Here is a 25,628-nt window from a genome sequence, read left to right as displayed (position 1 = left end):
TTTATTTACGTATAAACTTTTTCTGAATTTTAGGAACACTTGTTATGTCTATTTCTAAAGACGATATCTTAAACGCAGTTGCTGAAATGTCTGTAATGGACGTTGTTGAACTGATCTCTATGATGGAAGAAAAATTCGGTGTATCTGCTGCTGCAGCTGTTGCTGTTGCTGCGGGTCCAGCAGAAGCTGCTGAAGAGAAAACTGAATTTGACGTTATCCTGAAAGCTATCGGCGGTAACAAAGTAGCAGTAATCAAAGCAGTACGTGGCGCTACCGGTCTTGGCCTGAAAGAAGCTAAAGACTTAGTAGAATCTGCACCAGCAGCTCTGAAAGAAGGCGTAAGCAAAGATGATGCTGAAGCTCTGAAGAAAGCTCTGGAAGAAGCAGGCGCTGAGGTTGAAGTTAAATAATTTAACTTCCCAGAGTGCAGCCTAACGGCTGATGGCTGGTGATTTTTTGGTCACCAGCCTTTTTGCGCTGTAAGGTAAGAGTCACTTTTTCACACTTTTTTGGTGTCTCATTACTTCAATATTTTTTGCTATTGACGACTTAATATACTGTGTTAATCACTACGATCCACGTTCTCGAAAGCTCGGTAGTGAGATCAGCACAATGAAATGATTTAAGAGTAATAGCAATGAATATTCGGAAAATAGTTGTTTTCCTACCTACAAAAAAACAGTGTTAGCAGAATGTCGAGCCATCCTTAAAAAAGTTAAGGACAGGCAGAGTGGGTCACTTTTCAGCGAGCTGAGGAACCCTATGGTTTACTCCTATACCGAGAAAAAACGTATTCGTAAGGATTTTGGTAAACGTCCACAAGTTCTGGATGTTCCCTATCTCCTTTCTATCCAACTTGACTCGTTCCAGAAGTTCATCGAGCAAGATCCTGATGGTCAAAACGGTCTGGAAGCAGCTTTCCGTTCCGTATTTCCTATCCAAAGCTACAGTGGTAATGCTGAATTACAATATGTCAGCTACCGCTTAGGCGAGCCTGTTTTTGATGTTAAAGAATGTCAGATCCGCGGTGTAACTTACTCAGCACCTTTGCGTGTAAAACTGCGTCTGGTCATTTATGAACGTGAAGCCCCAGAAGGCACCGTTAAAGACATCAAAGAACAAGAAGTCTATATGGGTGAAATCCCATTAATGACCGATAATGGTACTTTTGTTATCAATGGTACTGAGCGTGTTATCGTTTCCCAGTTACACCGTAGCCCTGGTGTGTTCTTTGATAGTGACAAAGGTAAAACACACTCTTCAGGTAAGGTACTGTATAACGCACGTATTATCCCTTATCGTGGCTCATGGTTAGACTTCGAATTCGACCCTAAAGATAACCTTTTTGTCCGTATTGACCGTCGCCGTAAATTACCTGCGACTATCATTTTACGCGCAATGAACTACAGCACTGAAGAAATCTTAGGATTATTCTTCGAAAAAACACTGTTTGAAATCAGCAACAACAAGCTGATGATGACATTAGTGCCTGAACGTCTGCGTGGTGAAACTGCTTCATTTGATATTGAAGCAAACGGCAAAGTGTATGTCGAAAAAGGCCGTCGTATTACCGCTCGCCATATTCGTCAATTAGAAAAAGAGCAAGTTGACCGCATTGAAGTACCTGTTGAATACATTGCAGGTAAAGTGGTTGCTCGTGATTATATTGATGAAGCGACAGGTGAACTGATTTGTGCTGCTAACATGGAAATCTCTTTAGATGTGTTAGCTCGCTTAAGTCAAGCTGGTCATAAAACGATTGAAACTCTGTTTACCAATGACTTAGATCATGGTGCTTATATTTCAGAAACTGTTCGCGTCGATCCTACAAACGATCGTTTAAGCGCGTTAGTTGAAATCTATCGCATGATGCGTCCTGGTGAACCACCTACACGCGAAGCCGCAGAAAACTTATTTGAGAACTTATTCTTCTCTGAAGATCGTTATGATCTTTCTGCTGTAGGTCGTATGAAGTTCAACCGTTCGTTAAGCCGTGACGAAGTTGAAGGTTCTGGCATCCTAAGCCAAGAAGATATCATTGAAGTAATGAAAAAACTGATTGATATCCGTAATGGTAAAGGTGAAGTGGATGATATCGACCACTTAGGCAACCGTCGTATTCGTTCTGTTGGCGAAATGGCTGAAAACCAATTCCGTGTTGGTCTGGTGCGTGTTGAACGTGCAGTTAAAGAGCGTCTGTCTTTAGGCGATCTTGATGCATTAATGCCACAAGATATGATCAACGCAAAACCGATTTCTGCTGCTGTCAAAGAATTCTTTGGCTCTAGTCAGTTATCACAGTTTATGGATCAGAATAACCCGCTATCAGAAATTACGCATAAACGCCGTATTTCTGCATTAGGCCCAGGTGGTTTGACCCGTGAACGTGCAGGCTTCGAAGTTCGAGACGTACACCCAACTCACTACGGTCGTGTGTGCCCAATCGAAACGCCTGAAGGTCCAAACATCGGTCTTATCAACTCATTATCTGTTTATGCACAGACTAACGAGTACGGTTTCCTAGAAACGCCTTACCGTGTTGTTGAAAACAACGCTGTAACAGATGAAATTCACTATCTGTCTGCAATTGAAGAAGGTAACTTCATCATTGCTCAGGCTAACTCCGTATTAGACGATGACAATCACTTCGTTGAAGAATTAGTTACTTGCCGTCATAAAGGTGAGTCAAGCTTATTTAGTCGTGACCAAGTTCAGTACATGGACGTTTCAACTCAACAGGTTGTTTCTGTCGGTGCTTCACTGATCCCATTCCTTGAACACGATGACGCCAACCGTGCATTGATGGGTGCGAACATGCAACGTCAGGCTGTTCCTACACTTCGTGGTGATAAACCACTAGTAGGTACAGGTATGGAACGTGCGGTTGCGGTTGACTCCGGTGTTACTGCGGTTGCTAAACGTGGTGGTGTTGTTCAGTATGTTGATGCTTCTCGTATCGTTATCAAAGTTAACGAAGAAGAGACTTACGCTGGTGAAGCGGGCATCGATATCTACAGCTTGACTAAATACACCCGTTCTAACCAGAACACATGTATTAACCAAACTCCTTGTGTATCTTTAGGTGAGCCTGTTGATCGCGGTGACGTGTTAGCTGATGGTCCTTCAACAGACCTTGGTGAGTTAGCATTAGGTCAAAACATGCGCGTGGCATTTATGCCATGGAATGGTTATAACTACGAGGACTCCATCCTTGTATCTGAGCGTGTTGTTCAAGAAGACCGTTTCACTACTATCCACATTCAAGAACTCGCTTGTGTCTCTCGTGATACTAAGTTAGGGCCTGAAGAGATCACAGCTGATATACCGAACGTCGGTGAAGCAGCGTTATCTAAACTGGATGAATCAGGTATCGTTTATATCGGTGCTGAAGTGAAAGGTGGCGACATTCTGGTTGGTAAAGTAACACCTAAAGGTGAAACTCAACTGACTCCAGAAGAGAAACTGCTACGTGCTATCTTCGGTGAAAAAGCGTCTGATGTTAAAGATTCTTCTCTACGTGTTCCTAATGGTGTGTCTGGTACAGTTATCGACGTACAAGTCTTCACCCGTGATGGCGTAGAAAAAGATAAACGTGCATTAGAAATCGAAGAATCACAGTTACGTGAAGTTAAGAAAGACTTAACTGAAGAACTGCGTATTTTTGAAGCTGGTCTATTCGCTCGTATCCGTGGTGTTCTGATTGCTGGCGGTATTGAAGCAGAGAAATTAGACAAATTACCTCGTGAACGTTGGTTAGAGCTGGGTATTGCGGATGAAGAGAAGCAAAACCAGCTAGAACAATTAGCTGAACAGTATGATGAACTGAAAGCTGAGTTCGCGAAGAAACTGGAAGCTAAGCGTCGTAAAATCACTCAAGGCGATGATTTAGCACCTGGCGTGCTGAAAATCGTTAAGGTTTACCTGGCTGTTAAACGTCAGATCCAACCTGGTGATAAGATGGCGGGTCGTCATGGTAACAAGGGTGTTATCTCTAAGATTAACCCAATTGAAGACATGCCATACGATGAAAATGGTAATCCAGTAGACCTCGTACTGAACCCACTAGGTGTACCATCACGTATGAACATCGGTCAGATCCTTGAAACTCACTTGGGTATGGCTGCTAAAGGTATCGGTGATAAGATCAACGCGATGCTGAAACAGCAACAAGAAGTTGCTAAGTTACGTGAATTTATCCAGAAAGCTTACGATCTGGGTATGGCACCTCGTCAGAAAGTTGATCTGGACACCTTCAGCGATGAAGAAGTGTTACGTCTGGCTGAAAACCTGAAAAAAGGTATGCCAACCGCAACACCAGTGTTCGATGGTGCAGAAGAAATGGAAATTAAAGAGATGCTGAAATTAGCTGATCTTCCAACTTCTGGTCAGATTACACTTTTCGATGGTCGTACAGGTGAACAATTTGAGCGTCCAGTAACTGTTGGTTACATGTACATGCTGAAACTGAACCACTTAGTTGATGACAAGATGCACGCCCGTTCTACCGGTTCGTACAGCTTGGTTACTCAGCAACCTCTTGGTGGTAAAGCACAGTTTGGTGGACAGCGTTTCGGGGAGATGGAAGTGTGGGCACTGGAAGCATACGGTGCAGCATATACTCTTCAAGAAATGCTTACTGTTAAGTCGGATGACGTTAACGGTCGTACCAAAATGTACAAAAACATCGTTGATGGTAACCATCAGATGGAACCAGGTATGCCAGAGTCGTTCAACGTATTGTTGAAAGAGATCCGTTCACTGGGTATCAACATCGAATTGGAAGACGAATAACGTATTCCATATAGACAGACTGCTAGAAATGGCAGTCTGTCAAACAGTGACTACACTGGTTTAAAGGGGTGAATGACAGGGGTCATTTGCCTGGCAGGTCTAACTCCGACAGGAGCCATTTCGTGAAAGACTTATTAAAGTTTCTGAAAGCGCAAACCAAGACCGAAGAGTTTGATGCGATCAAAATTGCTCTGGCATCACCTGATATGATCCGTTCATGGTCATTTGGTGAAGTTAAAAAGCCAGAAACAATTAACTACCGTACGTTCAAACCAGAACGTGACGGTCTTTTCTGTGCCCGTATTTTCGGACCAGTAAAAGATTACGAATGTTTGTGTGGTAAATACAAACGTTTAAAACACCGTGGTGTTATCTGTGAGAAGTGTGGCGTTGAAGTTACACAAACTAAAGTTCGTCGTGAACGTATGGGTCACATCGAATTAGCTTCTCCAGTTGCTCACATTTGGTTCTTGAAATCACTGCCGTCCCGTATCGGTCTGCTGCTGGATATGCCACTGCGCGATATTGAACGTGTACTGTATTTTGAATCTTACGTTGTTGTTGAAGGCGGGATGACCAGCCTTGAGCGTGGACAAATCTTAACAGAAGAGCAATATCTTGATGCATTAGAAGAGTTCGGTGACGAATTCGATGCGAAGATGGGTGCAGAAGCTGTTCAGAACCTGTTACAGAGCATGGATCTGGAACAAGAGTGTGAAACGCTGCGTGAAGAGTTAAATGAAACTAACTCTGAAACCAAACGTAAGAAACTGACTAAACGTATCAAGTTACTTGAAGCATTCATGCAATCAGGCAATAAACCTGAGTGGATGATCTTAACTGTACTGCCTGTGTTACCACCAGACTTACGTCCACTGGTTCCACTTGATGGCGGTCGTTTTGCGACTTCAGACCTGAACGATTTATATCGTCGTGTGATCAACCGTAACAACCGTTTAAAACGCCTGCTTGATTTAGCAGCACCAGACATTATCGTACGTAACGAAAAACGTATGTTACAAGAGTCTGTGGATGCGTTATTAGACAACGGTCGTCGTGGTCGTGCGATTACAGGTTCTAACAAACGTCCTCTGAAATCTTTGGCTGATATGATCAAAGGTAAACAAGGTCGTTTCCGTCAAAACCTGTTAGGTAAACGTGTTGACTATTCTGGTCGTTCTGTAATCACCGTTGGTCCATACCTGCGTCTGCATCAGTGTGGTCTACCGAAGAAAATGGCTCTTGAGTTATTCAAACCATTTATTTACGGAAAACTGGAAACCCGTGGTTTAGCGACAACAATTAAAGCCGCTAAAAAAATGGTTGAGCGTGAAGAAGCGGTTGTTTGGGATATCTTAGATGAAGTTATCCGCGAACATCCAGTGATGCTAAACCGTGCACCAACACTTCACCGTTTAGGTATTCAGGCATTTGAACCAATCCTTATCGAAGGTAAAGCTATTCAGTTACACCCACTCGTTTGTGCGGCATATAACGCCGACTTCGATGGTGACCAAATGGCGGTTCACGTACCATTGACATTAGAAGCACAGTTAGAAGCTCGTGCGCTGATGATGTCAACAAACAATATTCTGTCTCCAGCAAGTGGTGACCCAATCATCGTTCCTTCACAGGACGTTGTATTAGGTCTTTACTACATGACTCGTGACTGCATCAATGCCAAAGGTGAAGGCATGGTGTTAAGTGGTCCTAAAGAAGCTGAACGCGTTTATCGCGCAGGTTTAGCCTCTTTACACGCACGTGTTAAAGTACGTATCACTGAAGAGATCAAAGATGGCGAAGGTAACATCACCACTGAAACTAGCTTAAAAGACACCACTATCGGCCGAGCTATTTTATGGATGATCGTACCAAAAGGCCTACCTTACGCGCTGGTTAACCAACCATTAGGTAAGAAAGCAATTTCTAAAATGCTGAATACCTGTTATCGCGTAATGGGCTTGAAGCCAACAGTTATTTTTGCTGACCAAATCATGTATACCGGTTTTGCTTATGCAGCACGTTCAGGTGCTTCAGTAGGTATCGATGACATGGTTATCCCTGCTAAAAAAGCAGAGATCATTGCGGAAGCAGAAGCTGAAGTTGCAGAAATTCAGGAACAGTTCCAATCCGGTCTGGTAACAGCGGGCGAACGTTACAACAAAGTTATCGATATTTGGGCTGCGGCGAATGAGCGCGTAGCAAAAGCGATGATGGAAAACCTGTCTACTGAAACCGTTATTAACCGTAATGGCGAAGAAGAACAACAAGTATCTTTCAACAGCATCTTTATGATGGCTGACTCCGGTGCTCGTGGTTCTGCAGCTCAGATCCGTCAGTTAGCAGGTATGCGTGGTCTGATGGCTAAGCCAGATGGCTCAATCATCGAGACACCAATCACAGCGAACTTCCGTGAAGGTCTGAACGTACTCCAGTACTTCATCTCAACCCACGGTGCTCGTAAAGGTCTTGCGGATACCGCACTGAAAACAGCAAACTCCGGTTACTTGACTCGTCGTTTAGTTGACGTTGCACAAGACTTAGTCGTAACAGAAGACGACTGTGGTACAACCGAAGGTGTTATGATGACTCCGGTTATCGAAGGTGGTGATGTTAAAGAACCACTGCGTGAACGTGTATTAGGTCGTGTGGCTGCAGAAGATATTCTGAAACCAGGTACTGCCGATATTCTTGTTCCACGTAACACCCTGTTAAACGAAAAACTGTGTGACCTGTTAGAAGAAAACTCAGTTGACAGCGTGAAAGTACGTTCAGTTGTAACCTGTAACACAGACTTCGGTGTGTGTGCGAATTGTTATGGTCGTGACCTTGCTCGTGGTCATATCATCAACAAAGGTGAAGCTATCGGTGTTATCGCGGCACAGTCAATCGGTGAACCAGGTACACAGTTAACGATGCGTACGTTCCACATCGGTGGTGCGGCATCTCGTGCGGCAGCAGAATCTAGCATTCAAGTACGTAACAAAGGTACTCTGAAGCTGTTCAATGCGAAGTTCATTACTAATACTGCTGGTAAGTTAGTTATCACTTCTCGTAACACTGAATTACGTTTAATTGACGAATTCGGTCGTACGAAAGAAAGCTATAAAGTACCTTACGGTGCTCAATTAGCGAAAGGTGATGGCGAAGCAGTTAACGGTGGCGAAACTGTTGCTAACTGGGATCCACATACAATGCCAGTTGTGAGTGAAGTATCTGGTATCATCCGTTTTGCTGACATGGTTGATGGTCAAACTATCACACGTCAAACAGATGAATTAACAGGTCTTTCTTCACTGGTTGTTCTGGATTCAGCAGAGCGTACAGGTAGCGGTAAAGATTTACGTCCAGCATTGCGCATCACTGATGCACAAGGTAATGATGTATTAATTCCGAATACTGATATGCCAGCACAGTACTTCCTGCCAGGTAAAGCAATTGTTCAGTTAGACGATGGCATTACAATTAACGCAGGTGACACTTTAGCGCGTATTCCACAAGAATCTGGCGGTACTAAAGATATCACCGGTGGTCTGCCACGCGTTGCTGACCTGTTTGAAGCTCGTCGTCCGAAAGAGCCTGCAATCCTTGCTGAAATCAGCGGTATTGTTTCGTTCGGTAAAGAGACTAAAGGTAAACGTCGTCTAGTTATTTCTCCATTAGACGGTAGCGATGCATACGAAGAGATGATCCCTAAATGGCGTCAGCTTAACGTATTCGAGGGTGAGGTTGTGGAACGCGGTGATGTTATCTCCGATGGTCCAGAATCACCACACGACATTCTGCGCTTACGTGGTGTTCATGCGGTTACTCGCTATATCACTAACGAAGTACAGGAAGTTTACCGTTTACAAGGCGTTAAGATTAACGATAAACACATCGAAGTTATCGTTCGTCAGATGCTACGTAAAGTTACCATCGAGAATGCAGGAAGCTCTGAGTTCCTCGAAGGTGAACAGGTTGAATACGCTCGCGTTAAAGTATCAAACCGTGTTCTGGAAGATGATGGTAAAGTACCAGCAACGTATGCTCGTGACCTGTTAGGTATCACGAAAGCATCTCTGGCAACTGAATCTTTCATCTCTGCTGCATCGTTCCAAGAAACAACTCGTGTTCTGACGGAAGCTGCGGTAGCGGGTAAACGTGATGAGTTACGTGGCTTGAAAGAAAACGTTATTGTTGGTCGCTTGATCCCAGCTGGTACTGGATATGCGTATCACCAAGACCGTATGAAGCGTCGTCAATCACAACTGCCGACAGATGAAACTGAAACAACAATCAGTGCTGATGAAGCATCTGCTAACTTAGCAGAATTACTGAATGCTGGTTTCGGTGGATTAAAAGACTAAAATCTAATTTAGATTAGATTGAAATGCCCTCCATTGTGAGGGCATTTTTTGTTTCTGTTCTACATAAGTAGGCGAAATGATGAGAATAATAACTAATAGTTTGATTATTCTATGCTTTATTTTTACTGGATTTGTTTCCGCAGTACCTTATGAAAGAGGTATTCCAACAGAAGCTCAATGGGATTTAAAAAAGCCCATTACAACATTGATGCAACTGCGCCAACAAAAAACGCTATATGCATTTGTGGGAGATAAATTACGCCCTGTTGCAGAGCTTTGTCCTAACCAAGGTTTTTATGCATCAGTCGCGGAGGGTGATTACCACAAAATACAATTTGGAAATGCTCAAGGTTATCTTGAAGCGGGTTATTTAGAAGATGGTTATTTAGAAGATATTGCCTCTATTAAACCCGATAAGAAAATACGTTTCTTATCAGATAGCACGAAGAAAACAGATTATCCTATCTACGAATATTTAATTACGACAAAAAATACCCCCATCTATAGTGATAAAGATATTGCTAGCTCACAAATAGCAATACTCTTATCCAATCTACGTTATCCCGTGTTATCACGGACAATAAAAGAAGATGCTGATGGAAATAAAATCAATTGGTTTGAAATTTCTTTAGGTGACCGCTTAGGTTATATTTCATCAAGGGATGTAAAGCCTGATTTAGGGATACCTGTACTCACCTATCATCATATTCTCAAAGCAACGGAAAACCATAATTTTCGCCATACATCAACGACAACATCATTAACTGCATTTACAGAGCAGATGAATTATTTAAAAGATGCGGGATATGAAACACTTTCACTAAATCAAGTTGCAGGCTATTTAAATAAAAGTGTCAATTTGCCGGGTCGAGCTGTTGCATTAACATTTGATGATGGTTTGCAGTCTGTTTATCGCTATGCTTACCCTCTTTTAAAAGAAAATGGCCAACGAGCGACACTATTTGTTATCTCTTCACGAATAAAATCTAAAACACTTAAGTGGGCACCTAATTCATTGCAATTTATGAGTTGGCAGTCACTTAAATCGAGTCGTGATGTTTTTGATATTCAATCACACTCCCATTTTTTACATCGTTTAGATAATAATAAAAAACCTATTATCTTTAGCCGTCAATCCCACACGATTATATTGGATTTGCAACGTTCACAACGTGTATTGCGATTATTAAATCCACATCAATATGCCTTTGCATATCCTTTCGGTGGATATAATCAAAGAGCAATTAATGCAGTCAAAGCATCGGGTATGACATTGGCGGTGACGACTCAGCAAGGAAAAGTTCGTTTAGGTGATCCGCCTTTTGCTCTAAAACGGCTCTATGCTTTGAGTACCGACCCCATTGAGAAATTTGCGAGGATGGTGGGTAATGATGAATATGAAGTGGTTAATAAAAATATCGTTGTTGATAAATAATTAAAAATAAAATTTATAATCTTAAAAAATACCTTTGATATTTATTGAAGGTATTTTTTATTTCTCTATTACTTATTCAGTTAAGATCAATAAATAACTTATATTTTTCAGATAATTATGATGATTTTTTAGTGATAAAAATTCATTTTTTTCTGTAAGCTGGCAATCCAAATTCAGCATGGAGCTAGTTATGAAAAAATCTATATCCATATCTTCTTATGATTCTGCATTTAAACGTTTTATGATGAATGTCAGTAATGCGAAAGACTTTTTCTTTGTCCATTTACCAGAGGACTTGAAAAGTCATTGTGATTTTTCAACGTTGCAATTACAAAATTCTTCTTTCATCGATATTAACTTACGTTCTCGTATGTCTGATATTTTGTATTTAGTGAAAACCAAAGAGGGTGATATTTCTATTTATTTACTGATAGAGCATCAATCTAGACCAGATAAAATGATAGCTTGGCGTATGATGAACTATGCGTTTTACACTATGAATCAACATTTACAGCAAGGTTATAAATCTTTACCTCTCGTTGTTCCCATTCTGTTTTATCATGGAAAGAAAAAACCTTATCCTTTTCCTGTTAATTGGATGTCATGCTTTCCGCTTACTTCACTTGCTAATAAACTTTATTCTAATAGTTTCTCTTTAATTGATTTGACTTCAATTGATGATGATATTTTGCTGACACATAAAAAAGCGGCGGTAATGGAAATTGCACTGAAGCATGTTAATAGTTGTCATGATATTAATGAGATTGCAATACTTCTATCAAAAGCAATAAATCAGAAAAACTGCAGAGATGAAGACACGGTTGCTGTTGTAGAATATTTATTCTCAATTATGGACGCATCAGACTTTGAGTTCATTTTAAATAAGATAGTTGAACAAGTAGATAACCACAAAGAGGTGATTATGAATATAGCGTGGAGATTAGAAAATAAGGGATTTAATTTAGGTGTAAGTGAAGGGTTTGAAATAGGCAAAAATGAGGGGATCGAACTGGGCAAAAATCTAGGTCTTGAATTAGGTAAGAATGTAGGTATTGAAATAGGCTGGGCTAAAGGCATTGAGTTAGGTAAAACGGAAGGCATTGAGTTAGGTAAAATAGAAGGCATTGAGTTAGGCAAAACAGAAGGCATTGAGTTAGGTAAAACGGAAGGTATTGAGTTAGGCAAAACAGAAGGTATTGAAATCGGTAAAAAAATAGTACAAATAGAATTAGCTCAAAACTTATTAAAAGAGAACTTTGATCTTTTATTTATTGAGAAAATATCAGGTTTAAGTATTCAAGAACTTGAAGAATTAGCAGTGTAATAATTTAACTACCTATTCTATATAATATTAAATTAAAAACATTCTAATATATTGTTGTAATATTTTATTTTTCTTTAATTTTTTTAAATTTATTATATGTTACTTTTATTAAACTATTTAATAAAAACCGCCTTTACTATTTGTGATTAAATAAATTAAAGGCGGTTTTATATTATTTAAGCTTCAATTAACGGCCCAAGTAATTATCCCAATCTTTCCATACAGGTTGTAATCCTCGTTCTTTTAATACGTTAATAACATCATTTACATGACGATTATCATTAGGTGAAAATTGTTCTAACTCTTCATGGTTGTCAGAATATCCACCGGGTTGAGTTTTAGATCCTGCACTAATATTATTAATTGCTAAGGGTACTGTATTATCACGAAAATACGGAGATTCACGCGTTGAAAGTGAAAGTTCAACATCGGGCGCTAAAATGCGAAAAGCACAGATCAACTGAACTAATTCAGCTTCATTCATTACTGATGCAGGACTAAGTCCACCAGCACAAGGACGTAAACGAGGAAAAGAGATAGAGTAACGACTTTTCCAATAGCGTTTTTGTAAGAACAAGAGATGTTCCGCCACCATATAACAATCGCTACGCCATTGGCTTGAAAGACCAATCAATGCACCTAAACCAATTTTATCAATCCCAGCTTGTCCTAATCTATCAGGCGTTTGTAATCGCCAATGGAAATCCTGTTTTTTACCTTTTAGATGATGAAGCTGATAAGTGGGTTCATGATAGGTTTCTTGATAAACCATCACACCATCAATACCCAGAGTTTTTAATTCTGCATACTCTTCTGTTGCAAGAGGCTGAACCTCCATCATCAATGAACTGAAATTCTCTCGAATAAGAGGAATGTATTGGCGAAAATAATCCATACCCACTTTTCTTTGATGTTCTCCAGTCACTAATAACAGGCTATCAAAGCCTAATTGTCTGATGCTATTACATTCAGCAATGATCTCGCTTTCATTTAATGTTTTACGTTTAATGGCATTACTCATTGAAAAGCCACAATAAGTACAGTCATTTGCACATAAATTAGAAAGATAGAGTGGAACGTATAATCCCACAATATTACCAAAACGTTGTCGAGTAAGTTGCTGAGCGCGTTGAGCCATAGGTTCTAAGTAATGCCGACCCGCAGGCGAGATCAGCGCCATAAAATCATCAAGTGTAAGGGTATGGTGATTTAATGCGGCTTCAACATCCGCATTGGTTTTACTATTGAGTTTTAATGTAATGTCATCCCAGTCGAGTTGTTGCCAATAATCAGAAAAAGTGTCCATTAGAATGCCCCTAAGTATTGGGTTAATGGACTAGAGGCTTGCGCTTGCATATTCACAACTGAAGCAGGTGTAGCAAGCCCTGATTGTCGAGCAAGTTCACCAGCATCAAGCGCAGCTTTGAATGCTTGTGCCATTAGAATAGGATTTTTGGCAACAGCAATCGCAGTGTTAACTAAAACTGCATCCGCACCTAATTCTAACGCTTCAAGTGCATGACTTGGCGCACCAATACCTGCATCAACAACAACAGGAATTGAGGCTTGTTCAATGATAATTCGTAGAAAATCACGAGTCTGTAAACCTTGATTAGAGCCAATAGGAGAACCTAGAGGCATCACAGCGGCACAGCCAGCTTCTTCTAAACGACGGCATAAAACGGGATCAGCACTGCAATAAGGTAAAACCACAAAACCTTCTTTAACGAGTATTTCAGCGGCTTTAAGTGTTTCAATAGGGTCGGGTAATAAATATTTGGTATCAGGATGAATTTCTAATTTTACCCAATGAGTACCAAAAGCTTCTTTGGCTAAACGAGCCGCAAAAACAGCTTCTTGTGCTGTTTTCGCACCGGATGTGTTAGGTAATAATTTTACCCCTAATGATTTAAGCGGTGCGATTAAATCATCATTACCATTTTTTAAATCCACACGCTTCATTGCCATCGTGACTAATTGGCTACCCGAAACCTTAATGGCTTCCGTCATTAGTGTTGGTGTTGCAAATTTCCCTGTGCCTGTAAAAAGTCTAGATGTGAATGTTGTATCAGCAATTTTTAACATATCAGCCCCCTGCAATTGCTTGGAAGAGAAGAATAGTATCGCCATCATTAATAAAATGTGTTTCCCAATTCTCACGGGGAACGATGGTTTCATTGATAGCAAGTGCTACACCAATAGGTGGTTGCTCTAACTGAATAAGGAGCTGACAGATAGTGACAGGCATATCCAGAGAATATTGTTCGTCATTTACGGTAATGTTCATGCTACCCCTCGACAAACAGGACATGTTTTTGATGGTGTTAAACGCAAAGTACTCCAATTTTGTTTTCTACCATCGAAGAGGCGAAGTTTTCCACTTAGAGAACAGGGTAACCCTGAAAGTAATTTAATTGCTTCAAGTGCCTGAAGTGTGCCAATCACACCCACAACAGGACCTAGAATTCCGGCTGTTCTGCAATTTCGTTGTGGTTCAGCCTCATCTGGATAGAGGCAGTGATAGCAACCATGAGTGAAAGGAGGTTCAAATACCATAAGTTGGCCACTAAACCCTACGGCACTGCCACTGATAAGCGGAGTTTGTTGTGCGACACAAGCACGATTAATCGCTTGGCGTGTGAGCATGTTATCTGTGCAATCTAAGACTAAATTGACCTCTTTAACTAGTTTAGACAATGAGTCATCATCAATACGTTGTTTATAAGAGGTAATTTTTATCTCTGGATTTAATGCAAGCAGAGACTGCTTTGCGACCTCTGATTTTGCATCAGGAATATCTTGAGTTCGATAAAGAATTTGACGCTGTAGATTAGAAACATGCAATTCATCATCATCAACTAAAATAAGTTCACCAATACCTGCACCAGCAAGATAAAGTGATGCAGGAGAACCTAATCCACCAAGTCCAACAATCAGTACTCTTGCTTGTTGAAGCTTATTTTGACCCTCTAAGCCAATATCTTCTAACATCACTTGTCGGCTATAACGCATAAAATCATTATCATTTAGCATGATGGTTTTCCCTCCACTAATTCTAATAATTTACGAGTCACTTGTTCCCAATCTGGTGCTTTTGTTATTGCACTGACTAAGGCAACACTACCGACGCCGGTTGCAACAACATCAGGTACTCTCTCTAGTGAAATCCCACCAATAGCAACAGTTGGAAAATCAGGCGTCTGTTCTACTTGATGTTTGAGTGCCTCCAAACCTTGAGGTTTAGATGGCATATCTTTAGTTGTGGTTGGAAAGATATGCCCTAATGCGATGTAAGATGGATGTAATATTTTTGCTCTTTGTAATTCCGCTTCGTCGCGAGTGGAAATACCAAGGCGTAGCCCTGATTTTTTTATGGCATCAAGATCTGCAATATCGAGATCTTCTTGACCAAGATGAACACCATAGGCGTGATGTTTAATAGCCAGTTGCCAATAGTCATTAATAAACAGTCTTGCGTGATACTGTTTACCTAGTTCTATTGCTTCAATGATCTCTTGTTCAACATTGTCCGGTTGTTTATCTTTTATGCGTAATTGCAGGGTGGTAACGCCTGTTTTTAACAAGCGTTCGATCCATTCAACAGAATCAACAACAGGATAAAGCCCAAGCTTTTTTTCTGTTGATGCGAAAGGGGTGTTAGAGGATCTGTTCATTTTCAGTCACCTCAACACTGGCGATTTCTGCACTGTGGTATAACTCACTGCCATGCTCTTTAAAGGCTTGAGACATTTGTTCCATACCAGCCGCATAATCACGTACTTCTTGAGTTATTTTCATTGAGCAGAATTTAGGGCCACACATTGAGCAGAAGTGAGCGACTTTACCTGATGCTTGAGGCAAGGTTTCATCGTGATATTGGCGTGCGGTTTCAGGATCAAGTGCCAGATTAAATTGATCTTCCCATCTAAACTCAAAGCGGGCTTTTGACATTGCATTATCACGAATTTGAGCTCCAGGATGTCCTTTGGCTAAATCGGCGGCATGAGCAGCAATTTTATAAGTAATAAGTCCTTGTTTTACATCTTCTTTGTTAGGCAAGCCTAGATGCTCTTTAGGGGTGACATAACAGAGCATTGCACAACCAAACCAGCCAATCATTGCCGCACCAATACCTGATGTGAAGTGATCGTAACCCGGTGCAATGTCCGTAGTGAGGGGACCTAATGTATAAAATGGTGCTTCATGACAATGCTCTAATTCTTCTGTCATATTGCGACGGATCATCTGCATTGGAACGTGGCCAGGGCCTTCTATCATGACTTGAACGTCATATTCCCATGCAATTTTTGTCAGTTCACCTAAGGTATGTAATTCAGAAAATTGTGCTTCATCGTTCGCATCTTGAATTGAACCTGGTCTTAATCCATCGCCCAGAGAAAGGGAAACATCATAAGCCGTACAAATTTCACAGATTTCACGGAAATGTTCGTAGAGGAAATTTTCTTTATGATGCGATAAACACCATTTTGCCATGATCGAACCACCGCGAGACACAATGCCCGTTAGGCGTTTTGCCGTCATAGGCACATAACGTAACAACACGCCTGCATGAATAGTAAAGTAATCAACGCCTTGCTCTGCTTGTTCAAGCAAGGTATCTCGGAACATTTCCCAAGTGAGATCTTCAGCAATACCGTTAACTTTCTCGAGTGCTTGATAAATTGGAACTGTGCCGATAGGAACCGGACTGTTACGAATGATCCACTCACGCGTTTCATGAATATAACGACCTGTTGAGAGATCCATTACGGTATCCGCTCCCCAGCGTGTAGACCAAATCAGCTTTTCAACTTCTTCCTCAATGGAGGAGGTTACAGAGGAGTTTCCAATATTGGCATTCACTTTCACTAAGAAATTTCGTCCAATAATCATAGGCTCTGATTCAGGGTGATTGATATTGGCAGGAATGATAGCTCGACCAGCAGCAACTTCTTGGCGTACAAATTCAGGGGTAATATTATCGGGGAGATGCGCACCGAAGCTGAACCCTGCATGTTGTTGACGTAAAACTTCGCTACGAATTCTCTCTCGACCCATATTCTCACGAATAGCAATAAACTCCATTTCAGGCGTAATAATGCCTTGGCGAGCATAATGCAATTGCGTCACACTTTTACCATTTAGCGCTTTTTTAGGGCTTGGTTTTAAGGGAAAACGTAGATGCTCTAATCCTGCATCAGAAAGGCGCTGTTGAGTGAAATCCGAACTTAAAAGAGAAAGTGCTTCAGTATCATTGCGTTCATCAATCCATGGTTGTCGTATTTTTTTTAATCCAAGATTAACGTCGAGTTGAGAAGCCGGATCGCCATAAGGGCCTGATGTGTCATATACAGGTACAGGTTCATTATCTTCAAAAATAGGGGAATCTTTTGATCCTCCGACTAGCGTTTTATCAAGTTGGATCTCACGCATTGGAACTTGAATATCAGCACGTGATCCTTCGAGGTAAATGCGGTTTGAATTTGGGAAACTAACACCTTGAATGGTGCTGATAAACTCTTGAGCTGCATCACGCTGCTCTTTTCGTGGGCGCTGTTTGTTGTTTGTTGGTGAAATATCTTTAACGGATATAGTTTGATTTTGGGACATAGCATTTCCTAATAAATATCATGCAGGCTAATCGCCTGTCGGGTGAATATTGAGAAAAATGCTTGTCTGGAGGTCGCAGGGAGTATCGACAGATAGGTGTATATAGGTGTGTAAAAAATATACGCAATGAAGCTATCAAAAGGTCGAATCACTCTTGTTCCCTTCGCGGGTATTAACCCGATCAGGTTCCGCGGATCCCGAATTAACGGTCTCAGCCTGTGTTTATAATAGCCTTATAAACACTAGGCACTCCGACAAGAAGATGTCCAGTATATGAAAGATTTTAAAAACTACAAGTCCGACATGGGTTATTTATTTAAACCCCAATGTTGTTGTTCCCACGCTTTTTCATCTGAAACTTGAGTTAATTTTTTATCTGCATTAACCGCGATAACGCGATCCGCTTGGTAACATAATGGGAGATCATTAGATGAATCAGTATAGAAATAAATATAAATATTGTTAATGTTACTGGCTTCTTTCCATTGATTTAAACGCTCAACCTTTCCTTCTCGAAATGTAGGAATGCCTTCAATAAATCCGGTGTAATGATTGTCCTTAATTTGCATATCAATACCCATTGAAACATCCACATTGAGTTGTTTTGCAATAGCGTGAACTAGAAAGGACATTGTCGCTGAAATAATTATAACGGGAATATTTTGCTGTCGATATTGTGTAATTATTGATATTCCTTGTGGGTAAAGTAGAGGCTGAATTTTTGTTTCAGTGAAGTCATTAACCCAATGATTTATTTTACTTATATCATGATGTTTAAAATATGCCAGATGTTGAAATAGATATTGGTCTATATCCAGCTTTTCAGCGTAATAGTCTGCGATCATTTGTTCATCTAGTTTTAGAAAATGAGGATCTGTGACTATTTTTTTATCCCACAAATAGTTTGTCCATAAGCGACTAGAATCGCCTGCTAAAAGTGTTTCATCTAGATCAAAAATAGCAATTCTGTTTTTTATTTTATCTGTCATTATAACGGTTCTTACTATTAATAAAATTTATATTTCTATTTAAGAATGTTAATGAATTATAGAAGATAGTCATAATTCATTGAGTGGTTCTTGCTAAAAAGAGTATCCTCTATTCTATATCATTATTTTGGATAGAATGGTCGTTATGCATTTATATACATTAACAGGCTCCGAAAAGGGCTGGTGGACAGTCAGTCTTGGTGGACGAGTATGGTTACCTAAAGGTGAACTTCCGTTTGGCTTAGCTAAAGATTGGGATCTCATTGGTCAGCACGCCAAAATTGTTGGTGAATGGCAAGGTGAAACAGTTTGGCTTATTCATGGAAAAATGGATAACGACATGTGTTCACCAAGGCTTATCGCTTCACAGGATGAAAACTTATTTAAATTAGTTGGTCGAGGTGTCCAGCTGGCTGAGTTTTATCGTTCCCATCGTTTTTGTGGTTATTGTGGCTCTAAAATGCGCCATAGTGAGAGTGAATGGGCGTGTTTATGCGACAACTGTCATGAACGTTATTATCCACAAATTGCCCCTTGCATTATTGTGGGTATTCGCCATGAAGATAAAATCTTATTAGCACATCATGTTAGGCATAAACATTCACCTCTTTATACTGTACTTGCTGGTTTTGTTGAGGTTGGTGAAACCTTAGAAGAAGCCGTAGCCCGTGAAGTGTTTGAAGAGAGTAATATTCGTATTCGTAATATTCGCTATGTATCCTCTCAGCCTTGGCCATTCCCTCATTCCTTAATGATGGGCTTTTTAGCCGACTATGATGGTGGTGAACTACGCCACGATCCTTCTGAATTAACGAGTGCAGGTTGGTATCGTTACGATCAATTACCGCAGATCCCACCGCCAGATACGATTGCTCGACGCTTGATAGAAGATACGATAGCCAATATTAGACAAGATAAAGAAAAGAACTAAATAAAGGCGCTGTCTGCCAACAGTTATTTTTCCAGCATGTTACAATGCATGCTATTTTGCGGCCCTATTACTGTTAATGGAGTTAGTCATGAGTGAGTTGAAAAACGACCGCTATTTACGTGCGCTGTTGCGCCAACCTGTTGATGTCACCCCAGTTTGGATGATGCGTCAGGCAGGCAGATATCTTCCTGAATATAAGGAAACACGGGCACAGGCGGGGGATTTCATCTCATTGTGCAAGAACACAGAATTAGCATGTGAAGTGACATTACAGCCTTTAAGACGCTTTCCTTTAGATGCTGCTATTTTATTTTCTGATATTTTAACTATTCCAGATGCAATGGGATTGGGTCTTTACTTTGAAACAGGTGAAGGTCCTCGTTTTAAATCACCAATAAATAGTATTGATGATATTAAAAAACTACCTATTCCTGATCCTGAAGATGAGCTGGGATATGTGATGAATGCAGTGCGTGCTATTCGTCATGCTTTGCAGGGTAGTGTGCCATTAATTGGTTTTTCAGGAAGCCCTTGGACACTGGCAACCTATATGGTTGAAGGTGGAAGTAGTAAGGCCTTCACAAAAATTAAAAAAATGATGTATTCAGAGCCTCAAGCACTACATCTATTGCTGGATAAACTGGCAGATAGCGTTATTCTGTATCTGAATGCTCAAATTAAAGCGGGTGCGCAGTCTATCATGATCTTTGATACATGGGGCGGTGTGCTAACAGGCCGTGATTACCAACTCTTCTCATTACACTATATGCATAAGATTGTTGATGGTCTTATCCGTGAATATGATGGAAGAAAAGTACCAGTCACTTTATTTACCAAAGGTGGCGGTCGCTGGCTAGAAGCGATGGCTGCGACAGGTTGCGATGCATTAGGACTCGATTGGACGATTGATATCGAAGATGCACGTCGTCGAGTAGGGGATAAGGTTGCTCTACAAGGCAATATGGATCCTTCTATGCTGTATGCACCGCCTGCCAGAATAGAACAAGAAGTCGAAACTATTCTTGCTGGATTTGGTAAAGGTAATGGTCATGTCTTTAATCTTGGGCACGGTATTCATCAAGATGTTCCACCAGAACATGCTGGTGCATTTATTGATGCGGTTCACCGTTTATCGAAGCCTTATCATCAGGATAATGATTAATACCCAACAATTACGTCAAGAGCAGACAGAAAAAGCTCAACAGATTATTTTAACAGACCAATTTACAGCACCAACTTACATAGCAGGTGCTGATGTTGGTTTTGAAGAAGGTGGCGCAGTTACTCGCGCCGCCATCGTGATAATGCATTACCCTTCTTTTGAAATTCTTGAATATCAAATCGCGCGAATACCTACAACTCTTCCTTATATCCCCGGTTTACTTTCATTTAGAGAGTGCCCTGCGTTACTTGCTGCCTGGCAACTAATAAAACAAAAACCTTCTCTTATTTTTGTCGATGGGCAAGGTATTGCGCATCCTAGAAGGCTCGGTGTTGCAAGTCATTTTGGCTTATTAGTGGATACACCTACTATCGGTGTGGCAAAAAGCCGTTTATGTGGCACCGATAAAGCTATCAATGAAGAGATAGGAAGTCATGAGCCGTTAATGGATAAGAATGAGCAAATAGGATGGATTTATCGCAGTAAGAAAAAATGCAAACCCCTGTATATTTCTCCGGGTCATAAAGTGAGTATGGATGGCGCTTTGCAGTGGGTTGAGTTGTGTATGAAAGGATATCGATTGCCAGAACCTACGCGTTGGGCTGATGGTATTGCTTCAAATAGGCGATTATTTGAGCAGTTGAATAAGAATAAGCTCTAAATGACCGGGAAATATGTGGATATTTTTAATTTTCAGGTAAACTGCGCCTAAGTTAAGAAAATGAGTAATCACGAATGTTGAAGAACCCAATCCATTTACGTTTAGAAAAGCTAGAAGCTTGGCAACACCTGACGTTTATGGCATGCCTGTGTGAGAGAATGTACCCAAACTATCAGGTATTTTGTCGCGAAACAGGATTTACCGATCCAATGCTTTATCGCCGTATTCTCGATCTGGTTTGGGAAACTTTAACGGTGAAAGATGCAAAGGTTAACTTTGATTCTCAATTAGAGAAGTTAGAAGAAGCTATTCCTGATGCATCTCAGTTCGAGATTTATGGTGTCTATCCTGCGATTGACGCCTGTGTTGCACTTAGTGAAATTGTTCACTCTCGTTTAAGCGGTGAATCATTAAGTCACGCTATTGAAGTGAGCAAATTATCAGTAGGGACAGTTGCTTCACTTGAAATGACACAAGCAGAAAGAGAAATGAGTGAAGAAGAGCTTAGATCTCTACCTGCAGTTATTGAAGAGTTCGATATCCAATGGGAAATTTACCGTCTACTTGTAGAATGTGAAGAAAGAGATATCGAGCTGATTAAAGGTCTACGTGCAGACCTTCGTGAAGCTGGAATGAGCAATATCGGTATAGAATTAACGCACTAAATCAGAAAAACGTGATTTAGTGCTTGAAAAGCGACGTTTAAAGACTTCACATCACCCCCGTGTATGTTCTACATTGGGTACGAAAAGAAGTGGCTCAGGTGTTTTACTTAATTTATCCTCTTAAAAAGATAAGTTAAGTTTTTTCACCAGATGTTTTTCAAACGATAAAACATACTTTAAGGACTATTTTATGAACAAAGCTGAATTAACCGAATCAGTTGCTGAAAAAGCGGATCTGACAAAAACTCAAGCAAAAGCTGCTATTGAAGCGTTTATCGATTCAGTAACAGGTGCTCTGAAAGAAGGCGATTCTGTACAGTTAGTTGGTTTCGGTACATTCAAGGTGAATCACCGTGCAGAGCGTACTGGTCGTAACCCTCAAACTGGTAAAGAAATTAAAATTGCAGCAGCTAACGTTCCTGCATTTACTGCCGGTAAAGCACTGAAAGACGCAGTAAAATAATTCCTTTGAACGGAATGAACAATAGAGGGGGATTTACTCCCCTTTTGTTGAAACGACAGGGGCTGTTAGCAATAGGATCTGCTTTTTTGCTCAGCGCCTGCTCCTCTACTGTGCAACTACCTGAATTTTCTGCAACAGGTTATATTGCAGATGAAGGTGTTGTCCGGCTATGGCGTTTAAATAATAAAGCGTCAGAACCTCAAGTGATCATGAGTGTTTATAGCTTTTATAAAAAGCCAGAAACTGTCATCACATTCTATGAGTATCGTCAAAATAAGCTTTGGCAAGTCCGCTCTGAAGTTATCAATCCAAATGATCCTTCCTCTTGGCACCTTCGTTTAAATAAACGAGGTGAAGTTATTTTCATGCAACAAGAAAGCCAGAAGCAAAAACGAGCATTGACAGAAGATGAGCGTTTAAGAATGGTGTTTGCTGCAAGTAAAGAGCGTGAAATCAGTGAAGCGCTTACTATTGGGAAAGTAAATTTAGTGCAGGGTGTCTGGTATCAAAATACGATGACAACATGTGCTGGTGAGAAAGTGAGTGTTTCATTTGAAGGTCCAGAACAACGCTGGTTAAAAACAAGAACACGTAATTCAAGTAAGCCTTCTTATGTTGCTTGGCTTGATTCGCCAGAAGGTAAGCAATTACTTATGGTTGCAGAACACGATTTTTGTAAATGGGAACCAACAAAAGAGAGCTTGTGATCACTCCCTTTTGCCGTTGTTAATTTATTTCTTTAAGCGTGCAATCGCTCGATAGCCGATATCATGGCGATAAAAACTACCATTCCAATGAATATCTTTTGCTAAAGCATAAGCATTTTTTTGAGCTTGCTCGATATCATCACCTAATGCAGTTACACATAGTACTCGCCCACCTGCTGTGATAACGTCGCCTTTGTTATTGAGTGTTGTTCCAGCTTGAAATACTTTTGCCGTTGTTGATGATGTTGGTGTTAAGCCTTCGATAACATCACCTTGACGATAATCCGCAGGGTAGCCGCCAGCTGCAATTACAATCCCTAAAGCTGGACGAGGGTCCCAAAGGGAATCCTTATCTTTTAAGTTACCCTTTGCTCCAGCTAAACACAGCTCAACTAAGTCAGATTGCATACGCATCATAATCGGTTGAGTTTCTGGATCACCAAAACGACAGTTAAACTCGATAACTTTAGCAACGCCTTGCTTATCAATCATCAACCCAGCATAAAGGAAACCTTGGTAACGATATCCTTCAGAAGCCATTCCCTTAACTGTTGGATAAATGATTTTTTCCATTACTTGCTGGTGGATTTCTGGTGTAACAACAGGTGCTGGTGAATATGCACCCATTCCTCCTGTGTTAGGTCCAGTATCTCCATCGCCAACACGTTTATGATCTTGGCTTGTAGCCATTGGAATAACGTGTTCACCATCAACCATCACAATAAAGCTAGCTTCTTCGCCATCAAGAAATTCTTCGATAACAATACGATGTCCTGCATCACCAAACACATTGCCAGCCAGCATATCTTTAATTGCAGCTTCAGCCTCAGCTTGAGTCATAGCAACAATAACGCCTTTACCTGCAGCTAAACCATCCGCTTTGATAACAATTGGCGCACCTACTTTATTAAGGTACTCAAGTGCAGGTGCTATTTCTGTGAAATTTTGATAATCCGCAGTTGGAATTTTATGACGAGCTAAAAAATCTTTTGTGAAGGCTTTAGAGCCTTCTAACTGCGCGGCTCCTTTTGTTGGTCCAAAGATGGTCAGCCCAGCATCTTTAAATGCATCTACAACACCAATAACTAGTGGTGCTTCAGGCCCTACAATAGTTAAATCAATTTTATTTTCGAGAGCAAATGCGACTAATGCAGAAATATCTGTTGCACTGATAGCGACATTCTCAACACCACTTTCTAATGCAGTGCCAGCATTGCCAGGGGCAACAAAAACGTGTGTTGCAAGCGGCGACTGAACCGCTTTCCAAGCTAAAGCATGTTCACGACCGCCATTACCAATAATCAGAATCTTCATATCAATACCTTATTAATGACGGAAGTGACGCATATTGGTGAAAATCATTGCGATGTTATGCTCATTTGCAGCTGCAATCACTTCATCATCACGAATTGAACCACCAGGTTGAATAACACAAGTCACGCCAGCAAGTGCTGCTGCATCAATGCCGTCTCTAAATGGAAAGAATGCATCTGATGCCATTGCACAGCCTGCAACTTCTAAACCTTCATCAGCAGCTTTAATACCTGCAATTTTTGCAGAATACACACGACTCATTTGTCCTGCACCAATACCGACTGTCATATCGTTTTTAGCGTAAACAATGGCATTTGATTTTACGAATTTGGCGACTTTCCAGCAGAAGAGTGCATCTTTAAGTTCACGTTCACTTGGTTGACGTTGAGTGACCACTCTTAAGTTTTCTTCTTTTACCATACCTAAGTCACGATCTTGAATTAGCAGCCCACCATTAACACGTTTGAAGTCCAACGCTGGTTTGGCTTCTTGCCATTGACCACAAGCTAATACACGAACATTTGGTTTTGTTTCTAAAATTGGTAATGCATCTTCATTAATAGAAGGAGCAATGATCACTTCAACAAATTGACGCTCAATGATTGCACTTGCTGTTTTTGCATCTAATGGCCGATTGAATGCGATAATGCCACCAAATGCAGAGGTTGGATCAGTTTTAAATGCATTGTCATATGCTTGTGCGAGCGTGTTCGCAATTGCAACACCGCAAGGGTTTGCATGTTTCACAATAACACATGCGGGCTCAGAAAATGATTTCACACATTCTAATGCTGCATCAGTATCAGCTATATTGTTATAAGAAAGCGCTTTGCCTTGTAATTGGTTTGCAGTGGCAATAGATGCTTCTTCTATATTCTCTTCTATATAGAAAGCTGCTTGTTGGTGAGCATTTTCACCATAACGCATATCTTGTTTCTTTATATAGTTCAGATTTAAGGTACGAGGGAAAGTACCTGATGGTTGTGAAGTATCGCCATAATAAGGAGCAACTTTCTGACCGAAGTAGTTAGCAATCATTCCGTCATAAGCAGCGGTGTGTTCAAAGGCTTTAATCGCCAAATCAAAACGTGTATCTAAAGTAAGGCTATTTTCGTGATTATCCATTTCTTCAATCACTCTTTCATAGTCATTACTATTTACTACAATCGTAACGTCTTTATGATTTTTTGCCGCGGAGCGAACCATCGTTGGTCCACCAATATCGAT

At 40.7% G+C, this 25,628-nt stretch carries 20 protein-coding genes and 1 riboswitch (1 of these 21 only partly in view); of the genes, 11 read left to right on the top strand and 9 right to left on the bottom strand.

Going from position 1 to position 25,628, the window contains the following annotated elements:
• Nucleotides 1-44: 44 nt before the first annotated feature.
• The 5 genes from rplL (at nt 45) to D7029_RS17155 (ending at nt 11,899) form a co-directional block, all read left to right on the top strand.
• Complete coding sequence (rplL, locus tag D7029_RS17175; RefSeq protein ID WP_023583093.1) at nt 45-410, top strand: 50S ribosomal protein L7/L12; 366 nt, start codon at nt 45-47, stop codon at nt 408-410.
• A 352-nt stretch (nt 411-762) separates the two neighbouring features.
• Nucleotides 763-4,791 (top strand): DNA-directed RNA polymerase subunit beta, encoded by a 4,029-nt coding sequence (gene rpoB, locus D7029_RS17170; RefSeq protein WP_072071066.1) that lies wholly within the window; start codon nt 763-765, stop codon nt 4,789-4,791.
• Between the two features lie 122 nt (nt 4,792-4,913).
• A complete protein-coding gene (gene rpoC, locus D7029_RS17165; protein WP_194951357.1) occupies nt 4,914-9,140 on the top strand; it encodes a DNA-directed RNA polymerase subunit beta' in 4,227 nt (1,408 codons plus the stop codon).
• Nucleotides 9,141-9,219: 79 nt separating this feature from the next.
• Nucleotides 9,220-10,575: a polysaccharide deacetylase family protein gene (locus D7029_RS17160; protein ID WP_194952707.1), complete on the top strand. Its 1,356-nt coding sequence runs from the start codon at nt 9,220-9,222 to the stop codon at nt 10,573-10,575.
• A 190-nt stretch (nt 10,576-10,765) separates the two neighbouring features.
• Nucleotides 10,766-11,899 carry an Rpn family recombination-promoting nuclease/putative transposase gene (locus D7029_RS17155; RefSeq protein WP_194951356.1) on the top strand — a complete coding sequence of 378 codons (1,134 nt, stop codon included), beginning with the start codon at nt 10,766-10,768 and terminating at the stop codon, nt 11,897-11,899.
• A gap of 187 nt (nt 11,900-12,086) precedes the next feature.
• On the opposite strand, the gene thiH is transcribed toward D7029_RS17155, so the two are convergent.
• The 7 genes from thiH to D7029_RS17120 form a co-directional block, all read right to left on the bottom strand.
• Nucleotides 12,087-13,205, bottom strand: a complete 1,119-nt coding sequence (gene thiH / locus D7029_RS17150) for a 2-iminoacetate synthase ThiH (RefSeq protein ID WP_194951355.1) — start codon at nt 13,203-13,205, stop codon at nt 12,087-12,089.
• On the bottom strand, nt 13,205-13,984 hold the full coding sequence (locus D7029_RS17145) for a thiazole synthase (RefSeq protein WP_194951354.1): 780 nt from the start codon (nt 13,982-13,984) through the stop codon (nt 13,205-13,207). The genes thiH and D7029_RS17145 overlap by 1 nt, the downstream gene beginning before the upstream one ends.
• Before the next feature lies 1 nt (nt 13,985).
• Nucleotides 13,986-14,186 (bottom strand): sulfur carrier protein ThiS, encoded by a 201-nt coding sequence (gene thiS / locus D7029_RS17140; RefSeq protein ID WP_006534717.1) that lies wholly within the window; start codon nt 14,184-14,186, stop codon nt 13,986-13,988.
• Complete coding sequence (locus tag D7029_RS17135) at nt 14,183-14,932, bottom strand: HesA/MoeB/ThiF family protein (protein WP_194951353.1); 750 nt, start codon at nt 14,930-14,932, stop codon at nt 14,183-14,185. The genes thiS and D7029_RS17135 overlap by 4 nt, the downstream gene beginning before the upstream one ends.
• Nucleotides 14,926-15,573, bottom strand: a complete 648-nt coding sequence (gene thiE / locus D7029_RS17130; protein WP_194951352.1) for a thiamine phosphate synthase — start codon at nt 15,571-15,573, stop codon at nt 14,926-14,928. The genes D7029_RS17135 and thiE overlap by 7 nt, the downstream gene beginning before the upstream one ends.
• Nucleotides 15,557-17,509, bottom strand: coding sequence for a phosphomethylpyrimidine synthase ThiC (gene thiC, locus D7029_RS17125; RefSeq protein ID WP_194951351.1), 1,953 nt, complete (start codon nt 17,507-17,509; stop codon nt 15,557-15,559). The genes thiE and thiC overlap by 17 nt, the downstream gene beginning before the upstream one ends.
• A 141-nt stretch (nt 17,510-17,650) precedes the next feature.
• Nucleotides 17,651-17,773: riboswitch (TPP riboswitch) on the bottom strand.
• Between the two features lie 44 nt (nt 17,774-17,817).
• Nucleotides 17,818-18,498: an HAD family hydrolase gene (locus D7029_RS17120; protein WP_194951350.1), complete on the bottom strand. Its 681-nt coding sequence runs from the start codon at nt 18,496-18,498 to the stop codon at nt 17,818-17,820.
• 145 nt (nt 18,499-18,643) lie between these two features.
• Between D7029_RS17120 and nudC the strand changes: the two genes are divergently transcribed.
• The 6 genes from nudC (at nt 18,644) to D7029_RS17090 (ending at nt 23,087) form a co-directional block, all read left to right on the top strand.
• Nucleotides 18,644-19,429: an NAD(+) diphosphatase gene (nudC, locus tag D7029_RS17115; RefSeq protein ID WP_069368758.1), complete on the top strand. Its 786-nt coding sequence runs from the start codon at nt 18,644-18,646 to the stop codon at nt 19,427-19,429.
• A gap of 88 nt (nt 19,430-19,517) precedes the next feature.
• A complete protein-coding gene (gene hemE / locus D7029_RS17110) occupies nt 19,518-20,591 on the top strand; it encodes a uroporphyrinogen decarboxylase (RefSeq protein ID WP_069368752.1) in 1,074 nt (357 codons plus the stop codon).
• A complete protein-coding gene (gene nfi / locus D7029_RS17105) occupies nt 20,584-21,252 on the top strand; it encodes a deoxyribonuclease V (protein WP_088494399.1) in 669 nt (222 codons plus the stop codon). Before hemE ends, nfi begins: the two co-directional genes overlap by 8 nt.
• A gap of 74 nt (nt 21,253-21,326) precedes the next feature.
• Nucleotides 21,327-21,917, top strand: coding sequence for a YjaG family protein (locus tag D7029_RS17100; protein WP_075673760.1), 591 nt, complete (start codon nt 21,327-21,329; stop codon nt 21,915-21,917).
• Between the two features lie 190 nt (nt 21,918-22,107).
• Entirely contained in the window at nt 22,108-22,380 is a 273-nt protein-coding gene (locus D7029_RS17095) for an HU family DNA-binding protein (protein WP_004246922.1), read from the top strand.
• Between the two features lie 44 nt (nt 22,381-22,424).
• Nucleotides 22,425-23,087 (top strand): DUF1481 domain-containing protein, encoded by a 663-nt coding sequence (locus tag D7029_RS17090; RefSeq protein ID WP_227718966.1) that lies wholly within the window; start codon nt 22,425-22,427, stop codon nt 23,085-23,087.
• Between the two features lie 24 nt (nt 23,088-23,111).
• Here the strand turns inward: D7029_RS17090 and purD are convergent, their stop codons facing one another.
• Entirely contained in the window at nt 23,112-24,401 is a 1,290-nt protein-coding gene (gene purD, locus D7029_RS17085; RefSeq protein WP_194951349.1) for a phosphoribosylamine--glycine ligase, read from the bottom strand.
• A 12-nt stretch (nt 24,402-24,413) separates the two neighbouring features.
• Nucleotides 24,414-25,628, bottom strand: partial view of a bifunctional phosphoribosylaminoimidazolecarboxamide formyltransferase/IMP cyclohydrolase gene (gene purH, locus D7029_RS17080; protein ID WP_194951348.1) — the 3' portion only. 375 nt of this gene lie beyond the right edge of the window; only the last 1,215 of its 1,590 coding nucleotides appear in the window; its start codon lies off the right edge, out of view — the gene reads right to left on this strand; its stop codon occupies nt 24,414-24,416.

This window comes from Proteus vulgaris (genome assembly GCF_016647575.1).
Lineage (GTDB): Bacteria > Pseudomonadota > Gammaproteobacteria > Enterobacterales > Enterobacteriaceae > Proteus > Proteus mirabilis_B.
This window is presented reverse-complemented; position numbering and strand designations above follow the sequence as displayed.

Coding starts and splice junctions, on each gene's coding strand:
- nudC (WP_069368758.1), top strand. CDS start 18,644: ATGCATTTATATACATTAACAGGCTCCGAAAAGGGCTGGTGGACAGTC.
- purD (WP_194951349.1), bottom strand. CDS start 24,401: ATGAAGATTCTGATTATTGGTAATGGCGGTCGTGAACATGCTTTAGCT.
- rplL (WP_023583093.1), top strand. CDS start 45: ATGTCTATTTCTAAAGACGATATCTTAAACGCAGTTGCTGAAATGTCT.
- D7029_RS17135 (WP_194951353.1), bottom strand. CDS start 14,932: ATGCTAAATGATAATGATTTTATGCGTTATAGCCGACAAGTGATGTTA.
- D7029_RS17160 (WP_194952707.1), top strand. CDS start 9,220: ATGAGAATAATAACTAATAGTTTGATTATTCTATGCTTTATTTTTACT.
- D7029_RS17100 (WP_075673760.1), top strand. CDS start 21,327: ATGTTGAAGAACCCAATCCATTTACGTTTAGAAAAGCTAGAAGCTTGG.
- thiE (WP_194951352.1), bottom strand. CDS start 15,573: ATGAACAGATCCTCTAACACCCCTTTCGCATCAACAGAAAAAAAGCTT.
- D7029_RS17120 (WP_194951350.1), bottom strand. CDS start 18,498: ATGACAGATAAAATAAAAAACAGAATTGCTATTTTTGATCTAGATGAA.
- D7029_RS17095 (WP_004246922.1), top strand. CDS start 22,108: ATGAACAAAGCTGAATTAACCGAATCAGTTGCTGAAAAAGCGGATCTG.
- hemE (WP_069368752.1), top strand. CDS start 19,518: ATGAGTGAGTTGAAAAACGACCGCTATTTACGTGCGCTGTTGCGCCAA.
- rpoB (WP_072071066.1), top strand. CDS start 763: ATGGTTTACTCCTATACCGAGAAAAAACGTATTCGTAAGGATTTTGGT.
- thiS (WP_006534717.1), bottom strand. CDS start 14,186: ATGAACATTACCGTAAATGACGAACAATATTCTCTGGATATGCCTGTC.
- D7029_RS17155 (WP_194951356.1), top strand. CDS start 10,766: ATGAAAAAATCTATATCCATATCTTCTTATGATTCTGCATTTAAACGT.
- nfi (WP_088494399.1), top strand. CDS start 20,584: ATGATTAATACCCAACAATTACGTCAAGAGCAGACAGAAAAAGCTCAA.
- thiC (WP_194951351.1), bottom strand. CDS start 17,509: ATGTCCCAAAATCAAACTATATCCGTTAAAGATATTTCACCAACAAAC.
- D7029_RS17145 (WP_194951354.1), bottom strand. CDS start 13,984: ATGTTAAAAATTGCTGATACAACATTCACATCTAGACTTTTTACAGGC.
- thiH (WP_194951355.1), bottom strand. CDS start 13,205: ATGGACACTTTTTCTGATTATTGGCAACAACTCGACTGGGATGACATT.